This is a genomic window from Bacillus sp. JUb11 (genome assembly GCF_024807925.1).
GTDB classification, from domain to species: Bacteria; Bacillota; Bacilli; order Bacillales; family Bacillaceae; genus Bacillus; species Bacillus altitudinis.
The window spans coordinates 257,481-280,466 of the sequence record NZ_JANUEZ010000006.1 but is presented as its reverse complement, the minus strand read 5'-3'; the positions used below and the strand labels follow the sequence as shown (position 1 = coordinate 280,466).

Below are 22,986 nucleotides of genomic sequence, written 5' to 3'. Positions count from 1 at the left end.
ATGATTCATTATGATCAATTTCAGTTAATTCAAAAAGCACTCGCTTCAACAGCCCGAGAAATAGAGGGGATTGAAATGGGACAATCTGCTAAACTTACGGCAGCCATCGAGAACTTAGCAATGGCTCAAAACTACATAGACCATTCAGAGCACGCATTTTTAATGAAGGAAAGCTACCAGCATCGCCTGCGCTCTTAAAAAAAAGATTGTCATACCCCAGCATAAATGTTACTATTGAATGTCTGAATGATTCAAAAGTTGGGGGTTGAAGCAGGTGACAGCATCTCGTTTGCCTTTTTCATTAACAAAAGAACATAATTTTTACGAAGAACTGGGCAACTGGATTGGTGATGTGTTTTATGACATTTTGCCAGAAAAGGGCTTTGATCTTCGAGATGAACAAATATTCATGGCTTTTCAGTTAGAAAGGGCCTTTAAAGAAAAAAGTGTGATGTTTGCCGAAGCTGGGGTAGGCACAGGCAAAACAATCGTTTATCTTTTATTTGCGGTCACATATGCAAGATATACAGGGAAACCTGCGATCATTGCATGTGCAGACGAAACGTTAATTGAACAGCTGGTCAAACAAGAAGGTGATATCTATAAAATTGCCAATCACCTTGATATTCAAATAGATGCGAGATTAAGTAAATCGCATGATCAATATTTATGCTTAAAGAAACTAGAGAAAACGATGCAACGTGAAGATGATGAGAAGTGGCTCGATATTTATGAATCGCTTCCTTCATTTGTTCATGAATCTCATGGGATGCAGACATTTTATCCGTATGGTGATCGAAAAGAGTATCCAGAATTAACAAATGATGAGTGGTCAAGAATTGGTTATGACTCTTTTCAGGACTGCTTAACGTGCGACATGCGGCACCGCTGTGGCTTGAATTTATCAAGAGACCATTACCGAAAAGCAACAGACCTCATCATTTGTTCTCATGACTTTTACATGGAGCATGTATGGACAAAGGAGTCACGTAAACGTGAAGGACAGCTGCCGCTCCTTCCTGAGCATAGCTCTGTTGTATTTGATGAAGGACATCTTCTTGAGTTTGCAGCACAAAAAGCGCTAACATACCGAGTGAAGCAATCAACACTTGAGACGTTTTTGGAGCGTCTTTTGCAAAATGATATTCGTGAAGAGTTTGCAGAGCTTGTTGAAGATGCACTTGCAACAAACGATCAGTTCTTTTATCTCTTAAAAACGAATGCCAAAGAAATCAAAGGATCACACCGTCTTGAAATTGGTCGTGTAGATGAGGTAAAGCGTTCAGCAAGTGAATTATGTGATTTGCTTGAGAAGATTGGAGAAGCGCTCGTATTTGAATCAGAGATGTACACAATTGATCAATACGAATTGTCTGTTGTGGAAGAGTACATTGAGCAGATGGCGTATTCTCTGTCGCTTTATCAGAAAAATGCCATTAGCTGGCTGGAGAAGCAGGAATTAGATACCACCTTTGTCGTTATGCCAAAAACGGTAGCAGAAGTTCTCGGTGAAAAGGTATTTTCGCAAAAAATCCCTTATATTTTCTCATCTGCTACGTTATCTGAAAATCAATCATTTGATTATTTAGCTGAAAGCCTTGGGATCAAAGATTATTTATCCATGAGTGTGGCTTCGCCGTATGATTATGAGGAGCAAATGCAAATGTATTTCCACGGAATTCAGCAGCCAATGACAGAGTCAGCTGTAAAAGGTCAGCACGTGCTATCTCAGGTAAAAGAAAATGGCGGTCGATCTCTTATTTTATTCCCTTCATTTGATGAACTGCATGTATTTAGAAAGCAGCTCGATGCATCAAATGAATCACTGCCTTTCCATGTGTATTTTGAAGGAGACGAGGAGATCAGTACCATTGTTCAAAAGTTCCAAGCGGATGAAACATCTGTGTTATGTTCCGTTCACTTGTGGGAAGGGCTGGATATTCCAGGACAGTCGCTAACAAATGTGGTCATTTGGGGACTTCCATATCCACCGCATGACCCAGTATTTGAAGCAAAACGGAATGAAGCGAAAGATGCATTTACTGAAGTGGATCTTCCCTACATGCTGCTTCGTCTAAGGCAGGGCATTGGGAGACTGATTCGGACAAGCCAAGATGCTGGCAGCATTCATATTTACTTTGGCAGTCAGAAAGATATTGAGCTGCAAAGTAAAATTGAATCCGTTCTTCCAGTAAAGCCAGTGATCTCTTAATGATAGAAAACCATTCAATAAGAGGAGGATACGATCAGCGTATCCTCCTTTTTCATTGACAAAAGAACATTTATTGAAGTAGCCTTGAAACGTACATACATATTTTATTGATTGGGGGAACGAACGCATGAGTCTTGAATCAAAAGAGAAAGCGTTTTATCAATTACTAGGAAAAATCGCCCATTATACAGAGGCGCTTCATTTACTTTATTGGGACTCTCGAACACAAGCGCCTAAAAAAAGTGCTGATTTCAGAGCAGAAACCATCGGTCAATTATCCAGCGATATCTTTAATATGAAGACTTCTGATGAAATGAGAGATCTTCTTGATGCATTAAATAAAGAGAAAGAAAAGCTGTCAAAAGACACGCAGAAGGCACTCGAATTATCGCAAAAAGAATATGATGAAAACAGTAAAATTCCAAAAGAAGAATTTAAAGAATACTCCATTCTTCAATCAAAAGCAGAACATGTTTGGGTAGAAGCAAGGGAGAAATCAGATTTTTCACTCTTTGCACCCTATTTAAAACAGCTGATTGATTTTAACAAGCGTTTCATTCAGTACTGGGGCGTGAAAAAAACACCATATGATGTGCTGCTCAATAATTATGAGCCGGATATGACGGTTGAACAACTCGATCAAAAATTCGGTGCACTCCGAGACGCCATCGTTCCTCTCGTGAAAAAAATTGAAGCTTCGCCAAATAAACCAGATACTTCGTTTTTATCGAAAAGCTTCCCGATCGACAAACAAAAAGAGCTGAGTCTCTTTTTCTTAAAAGAGTTAGGGTATGACTTTGACGCAGGACGACTTGATACAACGGTTCATCCATTTGCTGTGACATTAAGCAGAGGGGATGTACGTGTGACGACGCGTTATGATGAGCACGATTTTCGCATGGCGATCTTTGGCACCATTCACGAATGCGGCCATGCCATTTATGAACAAAATATTGATGAGGAACTGAGCGGAACGCTCTTATGTGACGGGACATCAATGGGTATTCATGAATCACAGTCTCTTTTCTTTGAGAACTTTATCGGCAGACATGAAGATTTCTGGAAAACGTATTATCAAAAGCTGCAAGAGGCATCTCCTGAACAATTTAAAGATGTCACTTTAGAAGAATTTGTGCATGCGGTGAATGAATCGAAGCCGACTTACATTCGAATTGAAGCAGATGAACTCACGTATCCGCTTCACATTATTATTCGCTATGAAATTGAAAAAGCCATTTTCAATGAAGAAGTAGCCGTTGAAGATCTGCCAGCGTTATGGAATGAAAAATATAAAGCATATCTTGGCATTACGCCGCCTAACGATGCGCTTGGTATTTTGCAGGATGTTCACTGGTCTGATGGTAGTTTTGGTTATTTCCCTTCATATGCACTTGGTTATATGTACGCGGCGCAATTAAAACAGCAAATGATCAAAGATTTACCGAATTTTGATGAACTGATTCAAAATGGGTCTTTTGCACCGATAAAAGAATGGCTAACTGAACATGTCCACAAGCACGGAAAACGGAAAAAGCCATCTGAGATCATTCAAGACGCAACTGGTGAAGAATTAAATGTTCAATACTTAATTGATTATTTAACAGATAAGTACACGAAACTGTATTTATCATAAATGAAAGGCACCCTTTGATCAGAAGGGTGCTTCAGCGTGTAGACAAACCCTCGCATTCGTTGTCAGGGTCTGCGCGCCTGTGCTCACGAATGTTAAATTCGCTCTGCTCCGGTGCTCGCCCTTCCTAGACTGCAAAGGTTTTCTATCACGCTGAAAAGAAGACAAAGGGCTAAAATAAAGTTCATTTTAGCTCTTTGTCAACAATCTGAGGCACCCTTTAATCAGAAGGGTGCTTTTTTGCTGGTTGAATATTCTAAAAACGAACGTTTAAAGCTTAATGATTATTTAAGTTCGGTATTTTTCTAGAAAAGTGCTTTCCAAGCGTCTGAAATCTTGTTATAATTTGAACACTATGAAACACTCATATAATCGCGTGATGAAGGCACGCAAGTTTCTACCGGACACCGATACCGTCCGACTATGAGTGAGCAAAATGAAACAGCTTTTGTATGAGCTGAAGATCCCGTGGATCGTTTTCGCATTGCTTGCTCCTTAATGGACAGCAATGCTTTTTTTATGCAAAAAAATGAAAGTTGCTAATATGCTGGGAGGAAGAATGATGGAATTGTTACGTCAAAAGATCGAGAACGAAGGAATCGTTCTGTCAAATCAAGTGCTAAAGGTAGATGCTTTTTTAAATCATCAAATTGACCCTGTGTTAATGCATGAGATCGGTCAAGAGTTTGCTAGATTATTTAAGCATGATGGAATTACTAAAATTATCACAATCGAATCTTCTGGTATTGCACCTGCTGTCATGGCTGGACTTGCCCTTCATGTGCCAGTTGTTTTTGCCCGAAAGCGGCAATCACTGACTTTAACGGATAACCTTTTGACAGCAAGTGTGTATTCTTTTACCAAAAAAGTAGAAAGTACGATCGCTGTCTCTAACACGCATCTTGGTGAGGATGATTGTGTGTTAATCATCGACGACTTTTTAGCAAATGGAGAAGCTGCTAAGGGACTAGCCGCAATCGCAAAGCAAGCGAAAGCAAAAGTAGCTGGTTTTGGAATTGTTATCGAGAAATCATTCCAGCCTGGAAGAAAAGAGCTTGTGCAAATGGGCTATAGAGTCGAGTCACTCGCACGTATCGAATCGCTCGAGGAAGGAAAAGTCACGTTTGTACGCGAGGTACAATCATGAGTGCCGCTAAAAAAGCCAAAACCCTTTCGCTAGGGATACAGCATGTACTGGCGATGTATGCAGGTGCGGTTCTTGTCCCGCTCATTGTTGGAGATGCGCTTGGGCTCACGCCAGCCCAGCTGACGTACTTAATTTCGGCAGATATTTTCATGTGCGGTGCCGCCACACTGCTTCAAGTATGGAAAAACCGCTTTTTTGGCATCGGTTTGCCTGTTGTACTAGGCTGTACATTTACTGCGGTATCTCCTATGATTGCGATTGGCTCTAAATATGGAATTTCATCTATATATGGAAGTATTATCGCCGCAGGGTGTATTGTCATTGCTCTTTCATTTTTCTTTGGGAAGCTTGTGAAATTCTTCCCGCCCGTTGTCACAGGTTCCGTCGTCACGATCATTGGAATTACCTTAATTCCGGTAGCCATGAACAATATGGCAGGTGGTGAAGGAAGTGCAGACTATGGTTCTTTTGAGAATCTTGGACTTGCTTTTCTAGTGTTGTTTATTATTGTCCTTCTCTATCGATTTACAAAGGGATTCATGAAAGCCATTGCCATCTTAATCGGCATTCTACTTGGGACAGCAGTTGCTGCTTTCTTAGGGAAGGTGGAGACGGCAGAAGTGGCGAATGCACAAGTTTTCCGCATCATTGAGCCTTTTTACTTTGGGTTGCCTACTTTTGAATTTGCACCAATCATGACAATGACATTAGTTGCCATTGTGTCATTAGTCGAATCAACGGGTGTATACTTTGCGCTCGGAGATTTAACGAATCGTTCATTAAAAGAGAAGGATTTAGCAAAGGGATATCGTGCAGAGGGAATTGCCGTCTTATTAGGCGGTATCTTCAACGCTTTTCCATACACAGCCTACTCCCAAAACGTTGGATTGATCCAATTAACAGGTGTGAAGAAAAATCAGGTCATTGTGGTGACAGGTGTATTATTAATGGTATTTGGCCTTTTTCCTAAAATCGCGGCATTTACAACAATTATTCCAAAATCCGTTCTAGGCGGTGCAATGGTCGCCATGTTTGGCATGGTCATTGCGTACGGGATTAAAATGCTCTCACGCGTCGATTTTGCAAAACAGGAAAACTTACTCATTGTCGCATGCTCAGTTGGCATCGGGCTCGGAGTAACGGTTGTGCCGCAAATGTTTGAGCATTTGCCAGAATCGATTAAATTGTTAACAAGTAACGGAATTGTCGCCGGAAGCTTTACCGCTATTTTGCTTCATATTATTTATCACATGATTCCTTTTAAAAAAGAAACAGAGCAGGAGCTAATGGAAGAACCTAAGCAATCTGTTATGTAATCACTTCTCTTTGGAGAGCTGAAAGCCCGCATCCTTTGGATACGGGCTTGTTGTGATTAGTGCTATTAATGTTGTACCGGCGGCATTGTTTCGTTAATGACTGCAAATGTATAGCCCCTTGCTTTTAGTTGTGTAATCAGGCTATCTAAATAGTTCGTGGTAGAGGGTTGATCATGCATTAAAATAACTTTTGGTTCCCATGGTTTATTTTTCTCAAACATTTGCAGTTGATTCAATACCTCTGGAACATATTGTGAGTTTTTATATCTCCAGTCAAGGCTATCAATCGTCCAATCCCAGTAAATAAAGCCATATTGGTTTAAGCGTACTTTTTGATCATATGTTAAATTTGGAACACTGCCATAAGGTGTTCTCACAAGACGGGTGTAAACGCCTGTAACAGAAGCAAGAATGAGCTGAGCTTCTCTCATTTCATTTGCGGGAGACTCACTGTTTTGATAAAAGCGGTTTATATCATGCGTCATGCCATGAAGCCCTAATTGATGTCCTTCTTGATAAAGTCTTTTCACAGTTGCTTGGTGAGCTTGGATTTGCGGTCCAAGCATGAAGAATGTCGCCTTCACTTGATGTGCTTTTAAGACATTTAACAGCTGATTTGATGTAGCTGAAGGGCCATCATCAAATGTTAAAAAGACCGTTTTATTCGTTGCCTGTTGGTTTGGATTGGTCTTAAATTGTTGATCCAATGTTCTTGTAGAATGATCTTTTGCTTTCAGACTGATACTTGTGTCTCGGAAGTCACTGCTAGCAACAATTGTTGCATGCCCATTTGTCGCCTGCAAATGGGGTTTAGACATATCCCAGATAAAAACGAGAAACAGTGTAAGAAGCACTAAACCAATTATCTTCGAGAGAAATATCGTGTTGTAGGGTGTTTGTTTTTTGGACACCTTTTTCATGACAATCACTCCAGTCAATTAAATTTTGTGCCGAATCATGTAGTAGATTCTGTCTTTTTTCACTGTTTTTCATGGTGTTCATATTGATTAAGTATACAGGAAAAAAACCCCTTTTCATATATAATCATCAAATAAATTAGTATTTTATGGTTATTTATTTGTGTTGATCAGAAAAAAAGGTGATCCATTCATGTTTAAATGAAATAATTCTGAATAGTGATCGAAAAGTTGGTATTTATACGCTAAGATAGCAACAGATTTAACCATTAATGCGAAGTGAAAGGAGATTCCGTATGAAAGTGTTGTAAAATGACGATTTCATTGAGAAAAGGATGCTCATGTGGATATTGGAGATAGAGGCTAACTATCGCGAAATACATAGAGAAAAGCTCTTACCCTACAAAATAAAGAAGAAACAAAAAAAGCAAAGTCAGTACAACTGAATCAGAGATTGGCTACTATGTAAAAGGTGAATGTGAAAAGTCATTTGCTTATTCCTTTCATACAGCACTTTTACTTGAAGTAAAGGTGGGGTTTGTCTACGGTCTGCACTTCTCATTTGAGAGGTGTTTTTTTGCATAAAGCTATGTTAACTAATTCTATTAAAATTGCATAAAAAAAGCAGGTTCGCTTGGCTTGGAACGAACCTGTGAAGGAGGAAAACTACATCATGTTTTCACCTATATTATCCAATATTTATCAATTGTCGTCAAGACAAAAAGTTAGACGGAGGAAAATATTTTGACTGAATTGTGTCGTTTTGGCATGTATATCCTTTTTTTGATTGGGGATATTAACCGAAAAAAGAGGTGAAGCCGATGGCATACATTCTTTCAGTTGGAACAAGTCTGCCAAAACATCATGTGAATCAGCAAGCAGCTGCTCATTTTGCAAGGTCTCAATTTAAACGATCGTTTAAAGATATTGATCGGCTATTAAAAGCTTTTAATAATGGCGAAATAGAGAGCAGGCAGTTTGTACAGCCTATTGATTGGTATCAAGAACATCACTCTTTTGAAGAGAAAAACGACCTCTATATCGAAAAAGCATTGGCTCATGCGAAAGAAGCCGTTTTTCACTGTCTGCATGAAACAGCGTTCCTTACAATGCCAGTTCCTTTTGATGAGATTGATGCTTTGTTTTTCATCTCCAGTACAGGGTTATCAACACCAAGTCTTGATGCAAAGCTGATGAATGTTCTTCCATTTTCTCCTTATACGAAACGAGTGCCAATTTGGGGGTTAGGATGCGGGGGCGGGGCGGCAGGCTTATCTCGAGCTTATGAATACATCAGGGCGTATCCAGAAGCGAAAGTGCTCGTTGTTGCCTGCGAGCTTTGCAGCCTCACTTTTCAGCCGCAAGATCAATCAAAAAGCAATTTAATTGGAACCTCGCTGTTCGGTGACGGGACTGCGGCCGTTCTTTTAACTGGAGAAAAGGCTGCCTCTAAGTATACGCGGTTAAAAACAGTACCTAAAGTGCTTGGCACGCAGTCAGTGACCATGAAAGATTCTGAGGATGTGATGGGATGGGATTTTACCGCCGACGGATTTCGGGTCATCTTCTCACGTGACATTCCGTCCATCATTTCTGGGTGGTTAAAAGAGCAAGTGGATCAATTCTTACATCAGCTAGGGTTTTCAACAGAGGATGTATCCGTTTTTCTTGCTCACCCTGGAGGAAAAAAAGTGATTGATGCCTATCTTGAAAGCTTATCTTTACAAGAGCATCAGCTATTTTCTTCAAAAGAGGTTCTGAAACAGCATGGAAACATGTCCTCTGCCACTGTTTTATATGTCATGAAGCATTTTCTTGAACATCAGTCACTAGATGCAGGACAGGTGGGGCTTTGCGGAGCACTTGGTCCAGGCTTTTCGTCAGAATTATTGCTCATGAAATGGGAGGGGCTCTCGTGATGATTTTCTGGATAGTGATTGGCATTTTCATTTGTCAGCGTCTCATTGAAATGCTTGTGGCGAAAAGAAATGAAAAGAAAGTGAAGGCGCTCGGAGCGATTGAATTTGGTGCAAGCCATTATCCTTATATGGTCGCTATGCATGCAGCTTTTTTCCTCTCGCTTATTGGAGAGACATGGCTGCTGCATCGTCAACCGTCTCGTTTTTTTCTATTGCTGCTTGTGTTTCTGCTTGCAACCCAGGTGATTCGGTACTGGGCACTATGTTCACTTGGGACGTATTGGAATACAAAAATCTTAGTCGTTCCAAATGCAATGATTGTGAAAAAGGGGCCGTATCGCTGGTTAAAGCATCCTAACTATGTGGTGGTGGCGATTGAACTGATGTTCATTCCGCTGCTATTTAACGCATTTATTACTGCCATTTTGTTTACGTGTTTAAATGGATGGATGATGATGGTCAGAATTCAAACAGAAGAAAAAGCACTGAATCAGTATTTACTAAATTAATATTGAAAATCATTATCAATTGTGCTACACTTTCATTAATGATAAACATTCTCAATCATGAAGGATGGACGGTGATCACATGACAATGATTTTCTTACTCGGTACGGTCTGTGTATACAGCTTATTGATTGGCTTCGTATTAAAAGGTGTTTCAAAAAAATCTGCTTCCTGATTGCAGTCCATTGCGACTGATCGGGCAGCAGATTTTTTTATTTCCTCAGATGAGAAGAAAAATCTCTTTATTTTGTGTAAAATGGTACACATACATAACTGACTTTTCTAAAAACAAAGGGGTTTATCGTCATGAAAGACTTGTCTATTCGAGATTCGCTCGTTCAAACTACAGGTGCTTTATATCAAAGCCTTCTGAAAAGGGATGATCACGAGCGCGCAGCCAAACTTGCATCTATTATGAAAAAGGAAGCTGAAGAAGAAGTATATATCGCATTTACCGGTCACTATTCTGCTGGTAAGTCATCACTAGTGAATCATCTTCTTCATGATCACATCCTGCCCACAAGCCCAATTCCAACGAGTGCAAACTTGGTTGTTGTCAGGAAAGGGGTCAGTGAAGTTCAGCTCCATACGTCTGATGGACGTTTTGCAAAAATGAGCGGTTCTTATGATAAAAAAGCGGTGCAGCGTTTTTGTAAAGATGGGGAACAAATTGAGATGGTGGAAATTAGCGGTGATTATAGTGGACTTGAAGAAAAAGTGGCACTCATTGATACGCCGGGAATTGATTCAACGGATCATGCGCACTTTTTATCCGCTGCTTCTATTCTTCATCAAGCGGATGCTCTTTTTTATGTCGTTCATTATAACCATGTCCATTCTGAAGAAAACATTCGCTTCATTCGCTCGATTAAGGAGAAAGTGCCCAATCTTTATTTCATCGTCAATCAAGTGGATCGGCATGATGAACAAGAGACAACTTTTGAAAACTACAAAAAACAAGTCGTTGAGATGCTTTTAAAAGAAGGCATTGAAGAAGAACATCTATATTTTACTTCTGTGACGGATGAGGCACACCCAAAAAACGAAATGATCCGTTTAGTGAAGAAACTACAAGAATTACAAACCATGCCTAAAGCATCACTTCGAGCCTATACAGAGCAGAAAATCGAACATGTTTTAAAAGAACATATAGACTCGTTAAAAGAAGAACTGCATGAAGAGGACCTTGATAAGCAGCTTCAAGAAAAAAGGAATGAAGTGAAAGAACTAGAAGAGAAACGCCGATTTATTGAAAATGGTGCAAAGCAGGTAGAAGATGAAGTGTCTTCTGAAGTAGAGAACATCTTAAAAAATGCAAACCTCACGCCATTTAAGATGCGAGAGCTTGCAAGTGACTATATCGAATCAAAAGCACCTGGCTTTAAAGTAGGTTTACTTTTTGCAAAAAATAAAACCGAGCAGGAAAAGGAAAAGCGGGCAAATGATTTCTTAGCAGATGTAAAAAAGAGAATGAAAGCGGAAGTTGACTGGCACATTGCAGAGCTCCTCAAAAAAGAAATAAAACAGCATCAGCTTGGGGAAGCGTTATTAGACAAAGCCATGGCATTTGAGACACCTATTGAAGAATCCTTGCTTGAAAAGGTCATTCACCAAGGGGCAACTTTTTCTAACGAATATGTTCTTCAATATGCGAAAGATGCTGGTGAAGCATTGAAAAGACAGGCGAAACAGCAAGCACTTCAATTGATTGAACAGATGATTGAAACCTTGAAAGACCAGCTCAAGAATGAACAGGAGAAGCAAGAGGAAAAATGGGAGCAAGCGAAACAAGAGCTTCAGAGCCTTGAGGAGTATAACGAAAAAAATGAACAAATAAGACAGGATATTCAGCATTTATGGGATATTTGGCAAAACGGAACGGATGAGCATATCCCAGGCGACTGGTTTTATGCGAAAAAGCAATGGATGCAGCACGACCAGCTGGAGATGAATCGCGCATCAATTCATGTTGAAGAGAGCGATCAAGCTGCTGAACGGACAGAGCGCGATCAATACCGCCAATCACAGCATTTAACAACAGCACAATCAATTGCACAATTTAAAGAGCTTTCCCGCATTTTATCGCCTTTAGATATTCTAAAGTCTCAAAGAGATTCCTTTGAAAAACGAACAGAACGGCTACAGGCAAAAGAATTTACACTCGCTTTATTTGGCGCTTTTAGTTCTGGAAAATCTTCTTTTGCCAATGCGCTTGTTGGACGGAAGGTGTTACCATCATCTCCTACGCCAACAACTGCAACAATTAACAAACTGACACGACCTACGGAAGATCATCCTCATGAAAGTGTCAAAGTGGTGTTTAAAACCAAGCAGGACATTCTAGAGGAACTCGATCAGATTCTTGGATTTTCGATCACAACAGAAAAAGGAGATTCGTTTAAGGCAAAGCTGGAAAGAGTGCTGAAAAAACGGCAGCTCGAACAGGATCACCGAATCATTGTAGAACATTTTCTACAAGCATATGCCAAGTTTCATGATGACATTGACAACCAAACCAATTTACATGTCACACTTCAAGAATTAAAGCCTTATGTAGCGGAAGAATCTGTTTCTTGTGTGGTGAAGGAAGTGACGGTGTATTTAAGTACACCTCTGACAGATAAAGGGCTGACGATTGTCGATACACCAGGTGCAAGCAGTATGAATAAGCGTCATACAGAAATCGCCTTCCAGTATATGAAGGATGCAGACGCCCTTCTTTATTTAACGTATTATCAGCATTCTTTCTCAAAAGCTGATCGCTCATTTTTACGGAAGCTTGGACTCGTAAAAGATTCCTTTAGCATGGATAAAATGTTCTTTATCATCAATGCAGCTGATTTGGCTAAGGATCAGGCAGAGCTTGAAACCGTATTTGACTATGTACGAAGCGAGCTCACAAAAGAAGGTATCCGCAATCCAAACCTGCATCATGTGTCTAGTAAGGAAGAGATCGAAGGGAAAGAGCCGACATCTTATAATCAATATGCAACACTGAGAAAACAGCTCGACTATTTTATCGAGGAAGAATTAACGAAAGATGCCATTGAACTTTTGCATTTTGAAGCTAGTACATTATGTACAACGGTCGATAGACTACGTGCGACCTTGCATCAATCAGAAGATGAGAAAGAAGCTGAAAAGAAAAACATCAAGACATCCTATGAAGCCATTCTCGAAAAAATGCAAGATGTGAAACGGTCTAAACTTGTGACCGAAAGCGTAAGAAAAGACGTGCATGAACAGCTCTATCATATTGTACAGCGGCTTTCATTATTTGCGAATGATCTATTAAAGTCGGCTTTTTATCCTGGCATATCTCAAGGGAATTTTGGTCAGCAGTTAAAAAAGGCACTTGAGAAAGCGTTAAAGGAGTATGAATTTGAATTTGTGCAGGAGCTCAAGGCACTTGATATCCGAATGGAATCGTTTATCCATCATTATTTCCAGGAGGAGTGGGAAAAAGGGATGCAGGCTGCATGTGCGGAAGATCCTTACTTTTCTCTTAGTCTGTCAGCCCCTGAGGAGAAAAATGCTGAGCTAAAACAAATTGAAGTTGAAGCAGAGATTACACCATTTGAGCCGCTTTTAAAGAAACAAAAATCAGCGAAAGCCTTCTTTGAACAAAATGAAAAGGCTACGTTTATTGAAGCCATTCGAGATGTTCTACATCAAATGACAACACGTTGGGCAGATAACGAAAAAGAAGAGTTGCTGAGCAGATATGAAAAGCTAGTGAAGACCTATACGGAAAGGTACGAACAAGATGCTCTCCAACAGCTCAATGAGCAAAAACAGACATTTATGACAAGCCTTACAACAGATGCTGAAAAACAGGCGATCATTGAACAAGTTTATGAACAAACAAATGAATGGAAGAACCAGTTGAAAACGATATGATTCATGATAGACTATATAAAAAAGAAAGCAGTTGATAGACGATGACGAGCGTACACGAAGAAATTTCTGCACATTCACAGAAACAACATGCCCATATCCAATCTTTTCTTGCACTTGAACAAAAAAGAGAGCAGGCGATTGAATTGGCTGTGAAAAAATGTGAACACAATGAACCATTTTCAACAGATGAGATCAATGCCATTACGTCTAAAATGAATGAGCTTGCCCGAGGCGGAATTGTTCCGCTTCGTAAACATGTCACGATTGAGATGGTGGAGGAATACACCCAGCGTAAACAGAATTAAAGAGTAACTTTCTCATTTTTGGTCATCTTAACAAATGAACCAGAAAGGGGAATGATCATGGCAAAAAAGCAAAACGTAAAGCAGCAGAAGGAGCGCATGCCGAAGGAAAAAGGCATGCCATCCTACGCAGAAGCGGAAACGAAAAAAATGCAATATGGTAAAAAGTAATCGGGCTGCCTCTTCTTTATCAAAAGAAGAAGGCGCCTTTTTTATGTTCGTTTCGATGTTCTATGATAGAATAGGAGTATTGTTTATAAAAAGGGAGTTTAGATGAATGAATAAACACGTCTTACTTGTAGATGGAATGGCACTTCTTTTTAGGTCGTTTTATGCGACAGCTGTCCATCGTAATTTTATGATAAATGATCGTGGTGTGCCGACAAATGGAGTGAATGGTTATTTGAAGCATTTGTTAACAGCTGTCCAAACATTTGAACCGACTCATATCGTATGCTGCTGGGATATGGGGAGCCAGACATACCGGAACGAATTGTTTCAAGATTATAAAGCCAATCGAGGCGAGGCGCCTGTTGAGCTTATCCCACAGTTTGATTTAGCAAAAGAGGCGACAGAAGAACTGGGGATCATGAACATTGGTGTGAAAGGTTTTGAAGCAGATGATTGTATTGGAACGCTTGCATCAATCTATCAAAACGAAGCACATGTGACCGTCTTAACAGGAGATAAAGATTTGCTGCAGATCTTGAATGAACAAGTGACCGTGGCTTTAATGCAAAAAGGCATCGGGAATTATAAGCATTACACAAAAGCCCTTTTTGAAGAGGAAATGGGCATATCTCCAAAGGCGCTGATTGATATGAAAGCGCTGATGGGTGATGCTAGCGATAATTACCCTGGTGTAAAAGGAATCGGCGAAAAAACAGCATTGAAATTTATTCAAACGTATCAAACGATTGATCGACTGTTAGAAAATGTTCATGCATTAACGGCAGCTCAGCAAAAGAAAATGCAAGCAGGTTTAGAAGATCTGAAGCTTTCTCGTATACTGGCAGAAATTAAATGTGATGTACCACTCAGCTGTCCGATTGACGAAACAAAAATAAAAATGGACCCAGAGCGGGCAGCGGCAATGCTTCGCTTGCATCAAATCAAAGGGATCGAACCAATGGTTAACCGCTTAAGTCAATTAGGAATCAGTTAAGGTTGTTCTTATGTAGAAAAGAAACAAAGGGCTACATGTATTAGCCCTTTGTGTTGCTTTTTTTCGCCTTATTTTCTAATTGCGATATTGGCTGTTTATCTTTCGTTTGCGCATCACCTTGAGGAGTCGTTCCGTTTGTGACACGGCCTCTGTTCTCTTTATCCAATTCGTATCACCTCACACATTAGCATAACCAAAAGAAAAGCGATTCATCCTTTTGAAAGGTGAATCGCTTTTCTAGCGAGCTGATCAGCCACTTGATTTTCCTTGCTCGGAATCCACTTAATGAAAAATAAATCAAATTCGCTTTGAAGCTGCAGCATTTCTTCGATAAAATGACGAAAAGATGGATTTTTGGCAAATCCTGCATTGGCTGCACGATCCACTACTTGTGAATCAGTGCGGAATGAAACGGTCCGTAATCCTTTTTCTACGCAAATTTTCATGCCTTCAATGAGCGCGGAAAACTCTGCTTCATGATTGCTCATGATGCCAAGAGGAATGGAGAAAGACTCAGCTTTTCCGTCATATTTCAAGAAAATGCCGATGCCAGATGGACCTGGGTTTCCGGCACTAGCACCGTCAATATATATTTCAGCTGGCAATTTATTTCCCCCTTTCATCAATCGGAACCATTTTTTTCGCCGCATAGGCATAAGGTGTGCCAATGGCAGCGACGATAAATTTAATCACATAAGTCGTGATGAAAATTTCGATCCATATATGGAATGGGTAGGTCCCAAGAAAGGCAATGGTTGTGAAAACGAGTGTATCAAGTAGCTGGCTAATCATTGTACTCCCGGCATTTCGCAGCCAGAGCGCACCGTCTGAAGGAAATATCCGGCGAATAAACGAATATACATAAACATCTAACATTTGACTGATGATATAAGCAGCAAGACTACCAAGAGCGACCCTTGGCATAAAGCCAAATATCGTTTCTAATGATGATTGGGAAATGTCAGATGGAGCGGGATGGAAAAGCAAAGCCTCCTGCATGACAACAGTTAATGTTAAAAGGGTGGCAAAGCCAATCCAGACAGCTTTTTTCGCTTCGGTTTGTCCATATTTTTCATTTAGGACGTCCGTTGCAAAGAACACACTGCCATATAAAATGTTGCCAAGTGTTGCTGTTAAGCCAAATAATTCAACGGTTTTGACCACTTGTAAATTGGCAGCAACTGTTGCAAAACCAATCCATACGAAAAGCCCCATCTTGCCAAATCCTTTATAAAATAGAAGAACAATGATAAAATTAATGATCGCAAATAAGATCCAAATACCTTCATTAAACAAGTGACATGAACTTCCTTTCTAAATGTAAAATGTAACTTTTTGATTATAGCATAACGAACGTTTACCTTAAAAGTATGGGAAGGCGATGTGATCAATGAAACTAAGAGCGCACTATACAATGAAAGTGAAATCGATTGGGTCCATTGCTTTTTTCCAAGAAGATTGGATGGAGCTCAAAGAGGCCTTGCTTTTAGCAAAACATATAGACAAAAAAGAACCGCAGTCACTTCTATCATTTGAAGATGAAAAGGGTGCGATGTGGTCGATGAAAGAACTTGAAAAGCTAAACGAAGAACTTAGGCTTGAACCCGATCAGCTTCAGGTCTATTTTGATGCGAGTTTTCGCAAAGAAACAGGTGATGCTGGGCTTGGAATTGTCGTGTATTATCAGCTCGGACAGGATGCATGCCGGTTAAGGAAGAATCACCCTTTTCAGAGCACCACGAACAATGAGGCAGAGTATGCGGCTTTATTTGAAGCGGTAAAAGCTTTAAAAGAACTGGGAGCCAGCAGAAACTCTGTTACGATTAGAGGAGATTCTCTTGTTGTGATGAATCAGCTCAAAGGGGAATGGCCTTGTTATGATGATATACATAACAAATGGCTCGACCGAATTGAGGCTGCGATCAAAGAGCTGAAGCTCACGCCAACATATGAAGTCATCGATCGTAAACAAAATGCAGAAGCAGATCAGCTTGCCAGACAGATACTTGCAGACGTCCCTATCGAAAGTAAGTTGAAATTAGAAGCAGACGGAGCTGAATAAAGTGGATAAAAAAACAGCAGTAAAAGAATTAACAGATCTTCAAGACACGTATTGTTCAGATTGCTTGATTAAAAAGCACTTTCGTAGAGAATTTGGCAAAAAATACGCCCACTCCTTTTGTATACAGCAATGCACGGTAGGAGAGAAGATCAAACAATACGGGAATGAATTACTCAAAAAATAAGCGTACACTCCGGTTTTCCCCTAGATGTATCACACGCTCACGAAAAAAAACGAATAGAATGTGTAAAAAAAGAACATATTCTGAAAAATGAGCCGATATAACTATAGAAAGTTTTGGTTGAGTTACTTTTTGACTAAGTGACGGATAATAGAGGAAAAGGGGAAGGCCGGCATGGATAATAAGGATTTTGAAACGGTATTACATCGGACATTTCAAGAGGTGTACAGTGATCTAGAGCAACTGGTAGATGTAGCAAAGAAGGGAAGACCTTTTCTCGAAAAAGATATCTCTGAAATTGAACAAAGATTAAAGCAAAATATTTTAGCGATTGAAATTCAGCTGAAAATCAAATAAGAGAGGCATACGCCTCTCTTTATTTTGTCGTTTCATCATTGATTGAGTTGATTAGATTTTTGTTACGTTTGCAGCTTGAGGTCCACGATTACCTTCAACGATTTCAAAAGAAACTTCTTGTCCTTCTTCTAGAGATTTGTAACCGTCACCTTCGATAGCTGTGAAGTGAACGAATACGTCGTCTCCGCCTTCAACTTCAATGAAGCCGAAACCTTTTTCATTATTGAACCATTTTACTTTACCGTTTTGCATATTGCTTTTTCCTCCTAGTACTGTAGCACACCTTTCGGCATACTAAAAAAAATTTTTCATCACCTAACGACTTAAGAAGTTGTTAAATGATGGTTCCACTATACACCATCAAAAGTAAAGCGTCAAGCAGGCAAGCCAAATTTTGAGCAGAATGTTTGATTTTTTTGTTTTTTTAGTGAATGACATTTATCTATAAAACGTCCTAATCTCATGAAACCTAACGTATAACTTGTCCGTATATAGTAAAAATACAGAAAGAGGTGCGTCATGAATCGTTACACAATTGAGGAGTTTGTTCAGAATACGCAGCAAGAAGACAAAGGGGAAGGGGTTTTTGAACTTGAAACACCAAGATTGTTAGAAATTAATTTAACGGATACCATTTGGGCAAAAACAGGCTCCATGGTTTCATATCGCGGGAAAATAAAGTTTGAACGTGAAGGTGTGTTTGAACACGGTGTGTCAAAGATGTTCAAAAAAATGTTATCAGGAGAAGGAACTTCTTTGATGAAGGCCACAGGTGATGGGAAATTATATGTAGCAGACCAAGGGAAAAAAATTTCGATTCTTCGATTGGCTCAAGGGGAGTCTATTTTCGTTAATGGAAACGACTTGCTCGCATTTGAACCGTCTGTTCGGTGGGATATTAAATTAATGAAAAAGGTGTCTGGCATGCTTGCAGGCGGATTATTTAATGTCAAACTTGAAGGACCAGGTCTTGTGGCAATCACAAGTCATTACGAACCGCTGACGCTGATTGTTCAGCCAGGTGATTCTGTTTATACAGATCCGAATGCGACGGTCGCATGGTCAGGAGATTTGCAGACTGAATTTGTGACAGATGTATCGTTCAAAACGTTTATTGGCAGGGGAAGCGGAGAGTCCATTCAAATGAAGTTTAGCGGAAGTGGCTTTGTTGTCGTGCAGCCGTTTGAAGAAGTGTATACAACGAATGGGAATCAAGGTTAAAAGAAGAAAGGTGTCCGTCAATGACGGACACCTTTTATGATAATGCTTGAGCATACGATTTGTTGCTCATGATCAGATCTGATTGTTCGACGATATCTTCTAAAATGGTTTGAGAAGACTGTTTTAAGTGTAATTTTTTGATGTTTTGTTTCATGGATTCTAATTTTTCTTCGTCTTGCAGCAAGTTGGTGACAGATTCTAAAATGTCTTCGTGTCTGTTGATGACAATGGCAGCGCCGTAATCTTCAAAGAAAAGAGCATTTTCTTTTTCTTGTCCTGGAACAGGTTTGTAAAGAATAACTGGGACACCAATTGCTGTTGCTTCTGTTAATGTAATTCCGCCCGGTTTTGTAATCATACAGTCCGTTACTCTGAACAATTCATCAATTTGTTCCACATATCCAAGCGCCTTCAATTGATTTGGGTGTGCTTGTTCAAGTTCGCTAAGCGATTGCTTCAGCGCTGCATTCTTACCGCACACAACAACAATTTGTACTTCACTGTCAAGAAGTAGTGCTTCACACAGTTCCTTCACATTTTTTAGTACACCATGGGCACCCGCCATAATGAGAAGGACTTTTTTGTCTGATGATAATCCATATTTTTTATAGATGATCGATTTAGGCACGTCTACTTCAAATTGTGGTCTAATCGGAATGCCTGTTACCTTGACATCGCTTGGATGTGTGCCGATTTCTACTAGCTTTTGTTTCACATAATCGGTTGCAACATAGTATCGGTCAATGTTTTCATGTACCCAAATTTTATGAAGACAAAAGTCTGTCATCACATTAAATGTTGGAATGACTTTACCTGTTTTGTTTCGGTATTCAGGTACAACAATCATCGGGAATGTAATGATGATGATATCCGGATTGTGTAATTGAATTAATTCATCTAGACGCTTATTTCCCATCTTTAAATAAATGTTAAATTTGCGTTTATTGTAAATTTTATCTACACCGTAATAAAACAAGCGATAAAATTGTTTCCCAATGGAGAAGCTCTTTAAATATAAATATTGAGTCACTTCGGACACAATGGGATTTGATTCTTGATACAAATTAGAAACTATCACATGTTCAAACCCTTGGGATTTGCATTCATCATACAGTGTTTTTGCAACCTGCATATGTCCATTTCCATAATTTGCGGTCAAGATTAATATTTTTTTATTGGTATTCAAGAATATTCACCTCAAATGTAATCAACAACAACAAAACTTCGTACGAAACTATAAATCTCATAGGTCTACATATACATAAAGATAACATATAAACAGCGAGAGCATATCATTCGTTACGAAAGAATTAAACTAATTTTAAAAAACAAACAGACTAAATTGATAATGGAAGACAGAGCCATTTGTATTTTAACACATTTTAAGCATTTATCATCAGACTACAGTCTATTTTATTCCCACACATATGGTGTTTCTTGATAAACATAGTAATTAAGCCAATTCATAAACAGCAAAGTAGCATGGGCTTTCCAGCGGTTCACTGGAACTAATGTGTCTCCATCTTCGATGAAATAGTGGACGGGTTTTTTGACTGTATCATGTTTCAACAAATCTCTTTCATATTCCTGCTTCAATGTATCTGTATCGTATTCAGGATGTCCAGTTAAAAATACTTGTTTATCATCATCTGAAACAATTAAACAAACACCAGCTTCCTCAGACGTGCTCAATACTTTTAGATTCGGCGTGTTTTTTAATTGTTCTGTATTAATATCTGTATGCCTAGAATGTGGGACATAGTATACTTCATCGAAACCTCTTACTAATCTTTCTTTTTTCTCTTTGACAAGATGCTCAAAAACACCGAATTTTTTCTCTGGAAGCTTGATTTTTTCAATGCCATAATGATGATAAAGACCAGCCTGTGCCCCCCAGCATATATGGAGAGTAGACGTCACATTCGTTTTACTCCAGTCCAAAATGTCCTGCAGTTCTTTCCAATAGGAAACTTCTTCGAAAGCTAAATGCTCAATTGGTGCACCTGTAATGATCATGCCATCAAATTTTTTATGACGAATCGAGTCAAAGGTCGTATAAAATTCATCTAGATGCTCTCTCGATGTATTCTTCGGTGTATGTGTACTTGGAATCAAAAATGTAAAATACACTTGCAAAGGAGAATTTCCGAGCATTCTCAGCAGCTGCGTTTCAGTTTGTATTTTTTTTGGCATTAAATTTAAGATCACGATATTCAAAGGACGGATATCTTGTTTGAATGCCCTTGTCTCATCCATGACGAAAATGTTTTCGCTCTCTAGTATTTGTTTTGCCGGCAGATGAACTGGTATGTTAATAGGCAACTCGCCACCCCCTGAACCAAAGCTAATTTCACTTCATTATAGGAACTTTCTGGCGATATTTCAATGTTTCAATTATGTTACAATGAAAAATAGAGCAAAAAAGAAAGCTGTTTCTGTCAAAAAAGGAGGCCATTAATCATGATCACAAAGCATTTATCAGATATTGACATTGCCCAAAAGGCAAAGCTGAGACCGATTCAAGACATCGCAGCAAAATTACAAATACATGACGAAGAATTAGAATGCTATGGTTTCACAAAAGCGAAAATATCTTTGACTATTTTTGACCGTTTAAAGGAACAAAAAGAAGGAAATGTGATTCTTGTGACTTCGATCAACCCAACGCCAGCAGGTGAGGGGAAGTCCACCGTAACAGTTGGCCTCGGTCAAGCCTTCGAGAAAATTGGGAAAAAAGCGATCATTGCCATGCGTGAACCTTCACTAGGTCCCACAATGGGTATTAAAGGTGGTGCAGCTGGCGGCGGATATTCACAGGTGTTACCTATGGAAGAAATCAATCTTCATTTCACAGGGGATTTTCATGCGATTACATCTGCACATAACGCTTTATCTGCTTTTATTGATAATCATATCCATCACGGAAATGAGCTTGGGATCGATGCACGCCGAATTGTATGGAAACGAGTGTTAGATTTAAACGATCGTGCTCTAAGACAAGTGGTCGTAGGACTTGGCGGTCAATTAAATGGGTACCCTAGAGAAGATGGATTTGATATTACGGTTGCATCCGAAATGATGGCCATCCTCTGTTTAGCAGACGACTTAAACGATCTAAAAAAACGTCTTTCTTCTATTGTTGTTGCCTACAATCAAGAAGGTGAACCGGTCACAGTTGGAAATCTAGGATATGAAGGCGTATTAACCTTGCTTTTAAAAGATGCGCTGAAACCAAACCTTGTTCAAACGATTGAAGGAACTCCAGCCCTTGTTCATGGTGGTCCTTTTGCCAATATTGCACATGGATGCAATAGTTTAATTGCCACAAAAATGGCGGCAAAACTAGCAGATTACGTCGTAACAGAAGCGGGATTTGGTGCAGACCTCGGCGCGGAAAAATTTCTTCACATTAAAACAAGAGCCGGTGATTTTAAACCAGGCGCTGTTGTCATTGTAGCAACTGTCAGGGCGCTTAAAATGCATGGCGGAATGCAGAAAACAGAGCTCAAGGAAGCAAATGCACAGGCTGTATTAGAAGGTATACATAATTTAGAGAAACATATTGAAACAGTGCAAGCCTTCGGTCTACCATACATCGTTGCAGTGAACCGTTTTATTACCGATACAAAAGAAGAAATTCAAGCAATAGAAAACTGGTGCGAAACGAATGGACATCCAGTCAAAGCCGTCAATGTATGGGAAGAAGGAGGAGCTGGCGGCGTAGCACTTGCCGAAGAGCTCACGACACTCATTGAAAAGAATGAAAACAGCTTTTCTTATTTATATGAGGAGCAAGATTCCATTGAAGAAAAGTTGTCAAAAGTCGCCAAAGTGGTTTATGGTGCAGACGGCGTCAACCTTACATCAAAAGCAAGAAAGCAGCTAGCTGCAATTGAGAAAAATGGCTGGGCCCATTTGCCGGTTTGTATGGCAAAAACGCAATATTCACTATCGGATGATCCGGCTTTAATCGGCAGACCAAAAGGCTTCACCGTTACGATTCGAGAGTTAAAAGCTTCTGTAGGAGCAGGTTTTATCGTTGCACTAACGGGAAGCATTCTGACCATGCCAGGTCTCCCTAAAAAACCTGCGGCACTTGAGATGGATTTATTAGAAGACGGCAGTGTGACTGGACTCTTTTAGCAGGAAGC

Annotated in this window: 23 protein-coding genes and 1 riboswitch; of the genes, 16 read left to right on the top strand and 7 right to left on the bottom strand. The window is 39.7% G+C overall.

Annotation, left to right across the window (positions count from 1 at the left end; translation table 11 throughout):
- The 5 genes from M2369_RS13470 to pbuX all read left to right on the top strand — a co-directional run bounded on the left by M2369_RS13470 (position 1) and on the right by pbuX (position 6,305).
- Complete coding sequence (locus tag M2369_RS13470) at positions 1–198, top strand: hypothetical protein (RefSeq protein ID WP_041507043.1); 198 nt, start codon at positions 1–3, stop codon at positions 196–198.
- Between the two features lie 76 nt (positions 199–274).
- The gene (locus M2369_RS13465; protein WP_025207526.1) at positions 275–2,212 is read left to right on the top strand and encodes an ATP-dependent DNA helicase; all 1,938 of its coding nucleotides are present in this window, start codon (positions 275–277) and stop codon (positions 2,210–2,212) included.
- A 127-nt stretch (positions 2,213–2,339) separates the two neighbouring features.
- Positions 2,340–3,845: a carboxypeptidase M32 gene (locus M2369_RS13460; protein WP_259254576.1), complete on the top strand. Its 1,506-nt coding sequence runs from the start codon at positions 2,340–2,342 to the stop codon at positions 3,843–3,845.
- Between the two features lie 341 nt (positions 3,846–4,186).
- Positions 4,187–4,286, top strand: a riboswitch (purine riboswitch).
- Positions 4,287–4,404: 118 nt separating this feature from the next.
- Positions 4,405–4,989 (top strand): xanthine phosphoribosyltransferase, encoded by a 585-nt coding sequence (gene xpt / locus M2369_RS13455; RefSeq protein WP_072368248.1) that lies wholly within the window; start codon positions 4,405–4,407, stop codon positions 4,987–4,989.
- A complete protein-coding gene (gene pbuX / locus M2369_RS13450; protein ID WP_007500846.1) occupies positions 4,986–6,305 on the top strand; it encodes a xanthine permease PbuX in 1,320 nt (439 codons plus the stop codon). Before xpt ends, pbuX begins: the two co-directional genes overlap by 4 nt.
- Positions 6,306–6,370: 65 nt before the next feature.
- Here pbuX and M2369_RS13445 read toward each other — a convergent pair whose 3' ends face one another.
- A complete protein-coding gene (locus tag M2369_RS13445) occupies positions 6,371–7,225 on the bottom strand; it encodes a polysaccharide deacetylase family protein (RefSeq protein ID WP_259254574.1) in 855 nt (284 codons plus the stop codon).
- 818 nt (positions 7,226–8,043) lie between these two features.
- On the opposite strand from M2369_RS13445, the gene M2369_RS13440 reads away from it, so the two are divergent.
- The 6 genes from M2369_RS13440 (at position 8,044) to M2369_RS13415 (ending at position 15,014) form a co-directional block, all read left to right on the top strand.
- Complete coding sequence (locus M2369_RS13440) at positions 8,044–9,141, top strand: type III polyketide synthase (protein WP_259254572.1); 1,098 nt, start codon at positions 8,044–8,046, stop codon at positions 9,139–9,141.
- Complete coding sequence (locus tag M2369_RS13435; protein ID WP_047946661.1) at positions 9,141–9,650, top strand: isoprenylcysteine carboxyl methyltransferase family protein; 510 nt, start codon at positions 9,141–9,143, stop codon at positions 9,648–9,650. The genes M2369_RS13440 and M2369_RS13435 overlap by 1 nt, the downstream gene beginning before the upstream one ends.
- A 64-nt stretch (positions 9,651–9,714) precedes the next feature.
- The gene (gene fbpC / locus M2369_RS13430) at positions 9,715–9,822 is read left to right on the top strand and encodes a Fur-regulated basic protein FbpC (RefSeq protein ID WP_306172627.1); all 108 of its coding nucleotides are present in this window, start codon (positions 9,715–9,717) and stop codon (positions 9,820–9,822) included.
- Positions 9,823–9,953: 131 nt separating this feature from the next.
- Positions 9,954–13,547: a dynamin GTPase gene (gene dynA, locus M2369_RS13425; protein ID WP_259254570.1), complete on the top strand. Its 3,594-nt coding sequence runs from the start codon at positions 9,954–9,956 to the stop codon at positions 13,545–13,547.
- 41 nt (positions 13,548–13,588) lie between these two features.
- On the top strand, positions 13,589–13,852 hold the full coding sequence (locus M2369_RS13420; protein ID WP_135009182.1) for a YpbS family protein: 264 nt from the start codon (positions 13,589–13,591) through the stop codon (positions 13,850–13,852).
- A gap of 274 nt (positions 13,853–14,126) precedes the next feature.
- Positions 14,127–15,014, top strand: a complete 888-nt coding sequence (locus tag M2369_RS13415; protein WP_047946659.1) for a 5'-3' exonuclease — start codon at positions 14,127–14,129, stop codon at positions 15,012–15,014.
- Positions 15,015–15,054: 40 nt separating this feature from the next.
- On the opposite strand, the gene M2369_RS13410 is transcribed toward M2369_RS13415, so the two are convergent.
- The 3 genes from M2369_RS13410 to M2369_RS13400 are packed head-to-tail and all read right to left on the bottom strand — an operon-like array spanning position 15,055 to position 16,310.
- Positions 15,055–15,180: a hypothetical protein gene (locus tag M2369_RS13410; RefSeq protein ID WP_008346357.1), complete on the bottom strand. Its 126-nt coding sequence runs from the start codon at positions 15,178–15,180 to the stop codon at positions 15,055–15,057.
- A gap of 43 nt (positions 15,181–15,223) precedes the next feature.
- Positions 15,224–15,619 (bottom strand): reverse transcriptase-like protein, encoded by a 396-nt coding sequence (locus M2369_RS13405; RefSeq protein ID WP_017359712.1) that lies wholly within the window; start codon positions 15,617–15,619, stop codon positions 15,224–15,226.
- Position 15,620: 1 nt separating this feature from the next.
- The gene (locus M2369_RS13400) at positions 15,621–16,310 is read right to left on the bottom strand and encodes a queuosine precursor transporter (RefSeq protein ID WP_007500834.1); all 690 of its coding nucleotides are present in this window, start codon (positions 16,308–16,310) and stop codon (positions 15,621–15,623) included.
- Positions 16,311–16,404: 94 nt separating this feature from the next.
- Between M2369_RS13400 and M2369_RS13395 the strand changes: the two genes are divergently transcribed.
- The 3 genes from M2369_RS13395 (at position 16,405) to M2369_RS13385 (ending at position 17,614) form a co-directional block, all read left to right on the top strand.
- The gene (locus tag M2369_RS13395) at positions 16,405–17,076 is read left to right on the top strand and encodes a ribonuclease H family protein (protein WP_259254566.1); all 672 of its coding nucleotides are present in this window, start codon (positions 16,405–16,407) and stop codon (positions 17,074–17,076) included.
- A 1-nt stretch (position 17,077) separates the two neighbouring features.
- Positions 17,078–17,260, top strand: a complete 183-nt coding sequence (locus M2369_RS13390) for a zinc-finger domain-containing protein (protein ID WP_096881553.1) — start codon at positions 17,078–17,080, stop codon at positions 17,258–17,260.
- Between the two features lie 171 nt (positions 17,261–17,431).
- Entirely contained in the window at positions 17,432–17,614 is a 183-nt protein-coding gene (locus tag M2369_RS13385) for a hypothetical protein (protein ID WP_008346368.1), read from the top strand.
- Between the two features lie 51 nt (positions 17,615–17,665).
- Here the strand turns inward: M2369_RS13385 and cspD are convergent, their stop codons facing one another.
- Positions 17,666–17,866 (bottom strand): cold-shock protein CspD, encoded by a 201-nt coding sequence (cspD, locus tag M2369_RS13380; protein WP_003215784.1) that lies wholly within the window; start codon positions 17,864–17,866, stop codon positions 17,666–17,668.
- A gap of 267 nt (positions 17,867–18,133) precedes the next feature.
- On the opposite strand from cspD, the gene M2369_RS13375 reads away from it, so the two are divergent.
- Positions 18,134–18,835, top strand: coding sequence for an AIM24 family protein (locus M2369_RS13375; RefSeq protein WP_007500832.1), 702 nt, complete (start codon positions 18,134–18,136; stop codon positions 18,833–18,835).
- A gap of 34 nt (positions 18,836–18,869) precedes the next feature.
- Here the strand turns inward: M2369_RS13375 and M2369_RS13370 are convergent, their stop codons facing one another.
- Together M2369_RS13370 and metA are read right to left on the bottom strand one after the other, a co-directional pair.
- Positions 18,870–20,021: a diglucosyl diacylglycerol synthase gene (locus tag M2369_RS13370; protein ID WP_007500831.1), complete on the bottom strand. Its 1,152-nt coding sequence runs from the start codon at positions 20,019–20,021 to the stop codon at positions 18,870–18,872.
- A gap of 227 nt (positions 20,022–20,248) precedes the next feature.
- A complete protein-coding gene (gene metA, locus M2369_RS13365; protein WP_008346374.1) occupies positions 20,249–21,157 on the bottom strand; it encodes a homoserine O-acetyltransferase MetA in 909 nt (302 codons plus the stop codon).
- Positions 21,158–21,295: 138 nt separating this feature from the next.
- Here metA and M2369_RS13360 point away from each other — a divergent pair, with 138 nt between their 5' ends.
- Positions 21,296–22,978 (top strand): formate--tetrahydrofolate ligase, encoded by a 1,683-nt coding sequence (locus M2369_RS13360; protein WP_047946657.1) that lies wholly within the window; start codon positions 21,296–21,298, stop codon positions 22,976–22,978.
- Positions 22,979–22,986: the final 8 nt, after the last annotated feature.

What these genes read in the sequence shown, in the direction of transcription:
- M2369_RS13470 (WP_041507043.1), top strand. Translation starts at nt 1, where the DNA reads ATGATTCATTATGATCAATTTCAGTTAATTCAAAAAGCACTCGCTTCA.
- M2369_RS13460 (WP_259254576.1), top strand. Translation starts at nt 2,340, where the DNA reads ATGAGTCTTGAATCAAAAGAGAAAGCGTTTTATCAATTACTAGGAAAA.
- xpt (WP_072368248.1), top strand. Translation starts at nt 4,405, where the DNA reads ATGGAATTGTTACGTCAAAAGATCGAGAACGAAGGAATCGTTCTGTCA.
- pbuX (WP_007500846.1), top strand. Translation starts at nt 4,986, where the DNA reads ATGAGTGCCGCTAAAAAAGCCAAAACCCTTTCGCTAGGGATACAGCAT.
- M2369_RS13445 (WP_259254574.1), bottom strand. Translation starts at nt 7,225, where the DNA reads ATGAAAAAGGTGTCCAAAAAACAAACACCCTACAACACGATATTTCTC.
- M2369_RS13440 (WP_259254572.1), top strand. Translation starts at nt 8,044, where the DNA reads ATGGCATACATTCTTTCAGTTGGAACAAGTCTGCCAAAACATCATGTG.
- M2369_RS13435 (WP_047946661.1), top strand. Translation starts at nt 9,141, where the DNA reads ATGATTTTCTGGATAGTGATTGGCATTTTCATTTGTCAGCGTCTCATT.
- fbpC (WP_306172627.1), top strand. Translation starts at nt 9,715, where the DNA reads ATGGACGGTGATCACATGACAATGATTTTCTTACTCGGTACGGTCTGT.
- dynA (WP_259254570.1), top strand. Translation starts at nt 9,954, where the DNA reads ATGAAAGACTTGTCTATTCGAGATTCGCTCGTTCAAACTACAGGTGCT.
- M2369_RS13420 (WP_135009182.1), top strand. Translation starts at nt 13,589, where the DNA reads ATGACGAGCGTACACGAAGAAATTTCTGCACATTCACAGAAACAACAT.
- M2369_RS13415 (WP_047946659.1), top strand. Translation starts at nt 14,127, where the DNA reads ATGAATAAACACGTCTTACTTGTAGATGGAATGGCACTTCTTTTTAGG.
- M2369_RS13395 (WP_259254566.1), top strand. Translation starts at nt 16,405, where the DNA reads ATGAAACTAAGAGCGCACTATACAATGAAAGTGAAATCGATTGGGTCC.
- M2369_RS13385 (WP_008346368.1), top strand. Translation starts at nt 17,432, where the DNA reads ATGGATAATAAGGATTTTGAAACGGTATTACATCGGACATTTCAAGAG.
- cspD (WP_003215784.1), bottom strand. Translation starts at nt 17,866, where the DNA reads ATGCAAAACGGTAAAGTAAAATGGTTCAATAATGAAAAAGGTTTCGGC.
- M2369_RS13375 (WP_007500832.1), top strand. Translation starts at nt 18,134, where the DNA reads ATGAATCGTTACACAATTGAGGAGTTTGTTCAGAATACGCAGCAAGAA.
- M2369_RS13360 (WP_047946657.1), top strand. Translation starts at nt 21,296, where the DNA reads ATGATCACAAAGCATTTATCAGATATTGACATTGCCCAAAAGGCAAAG.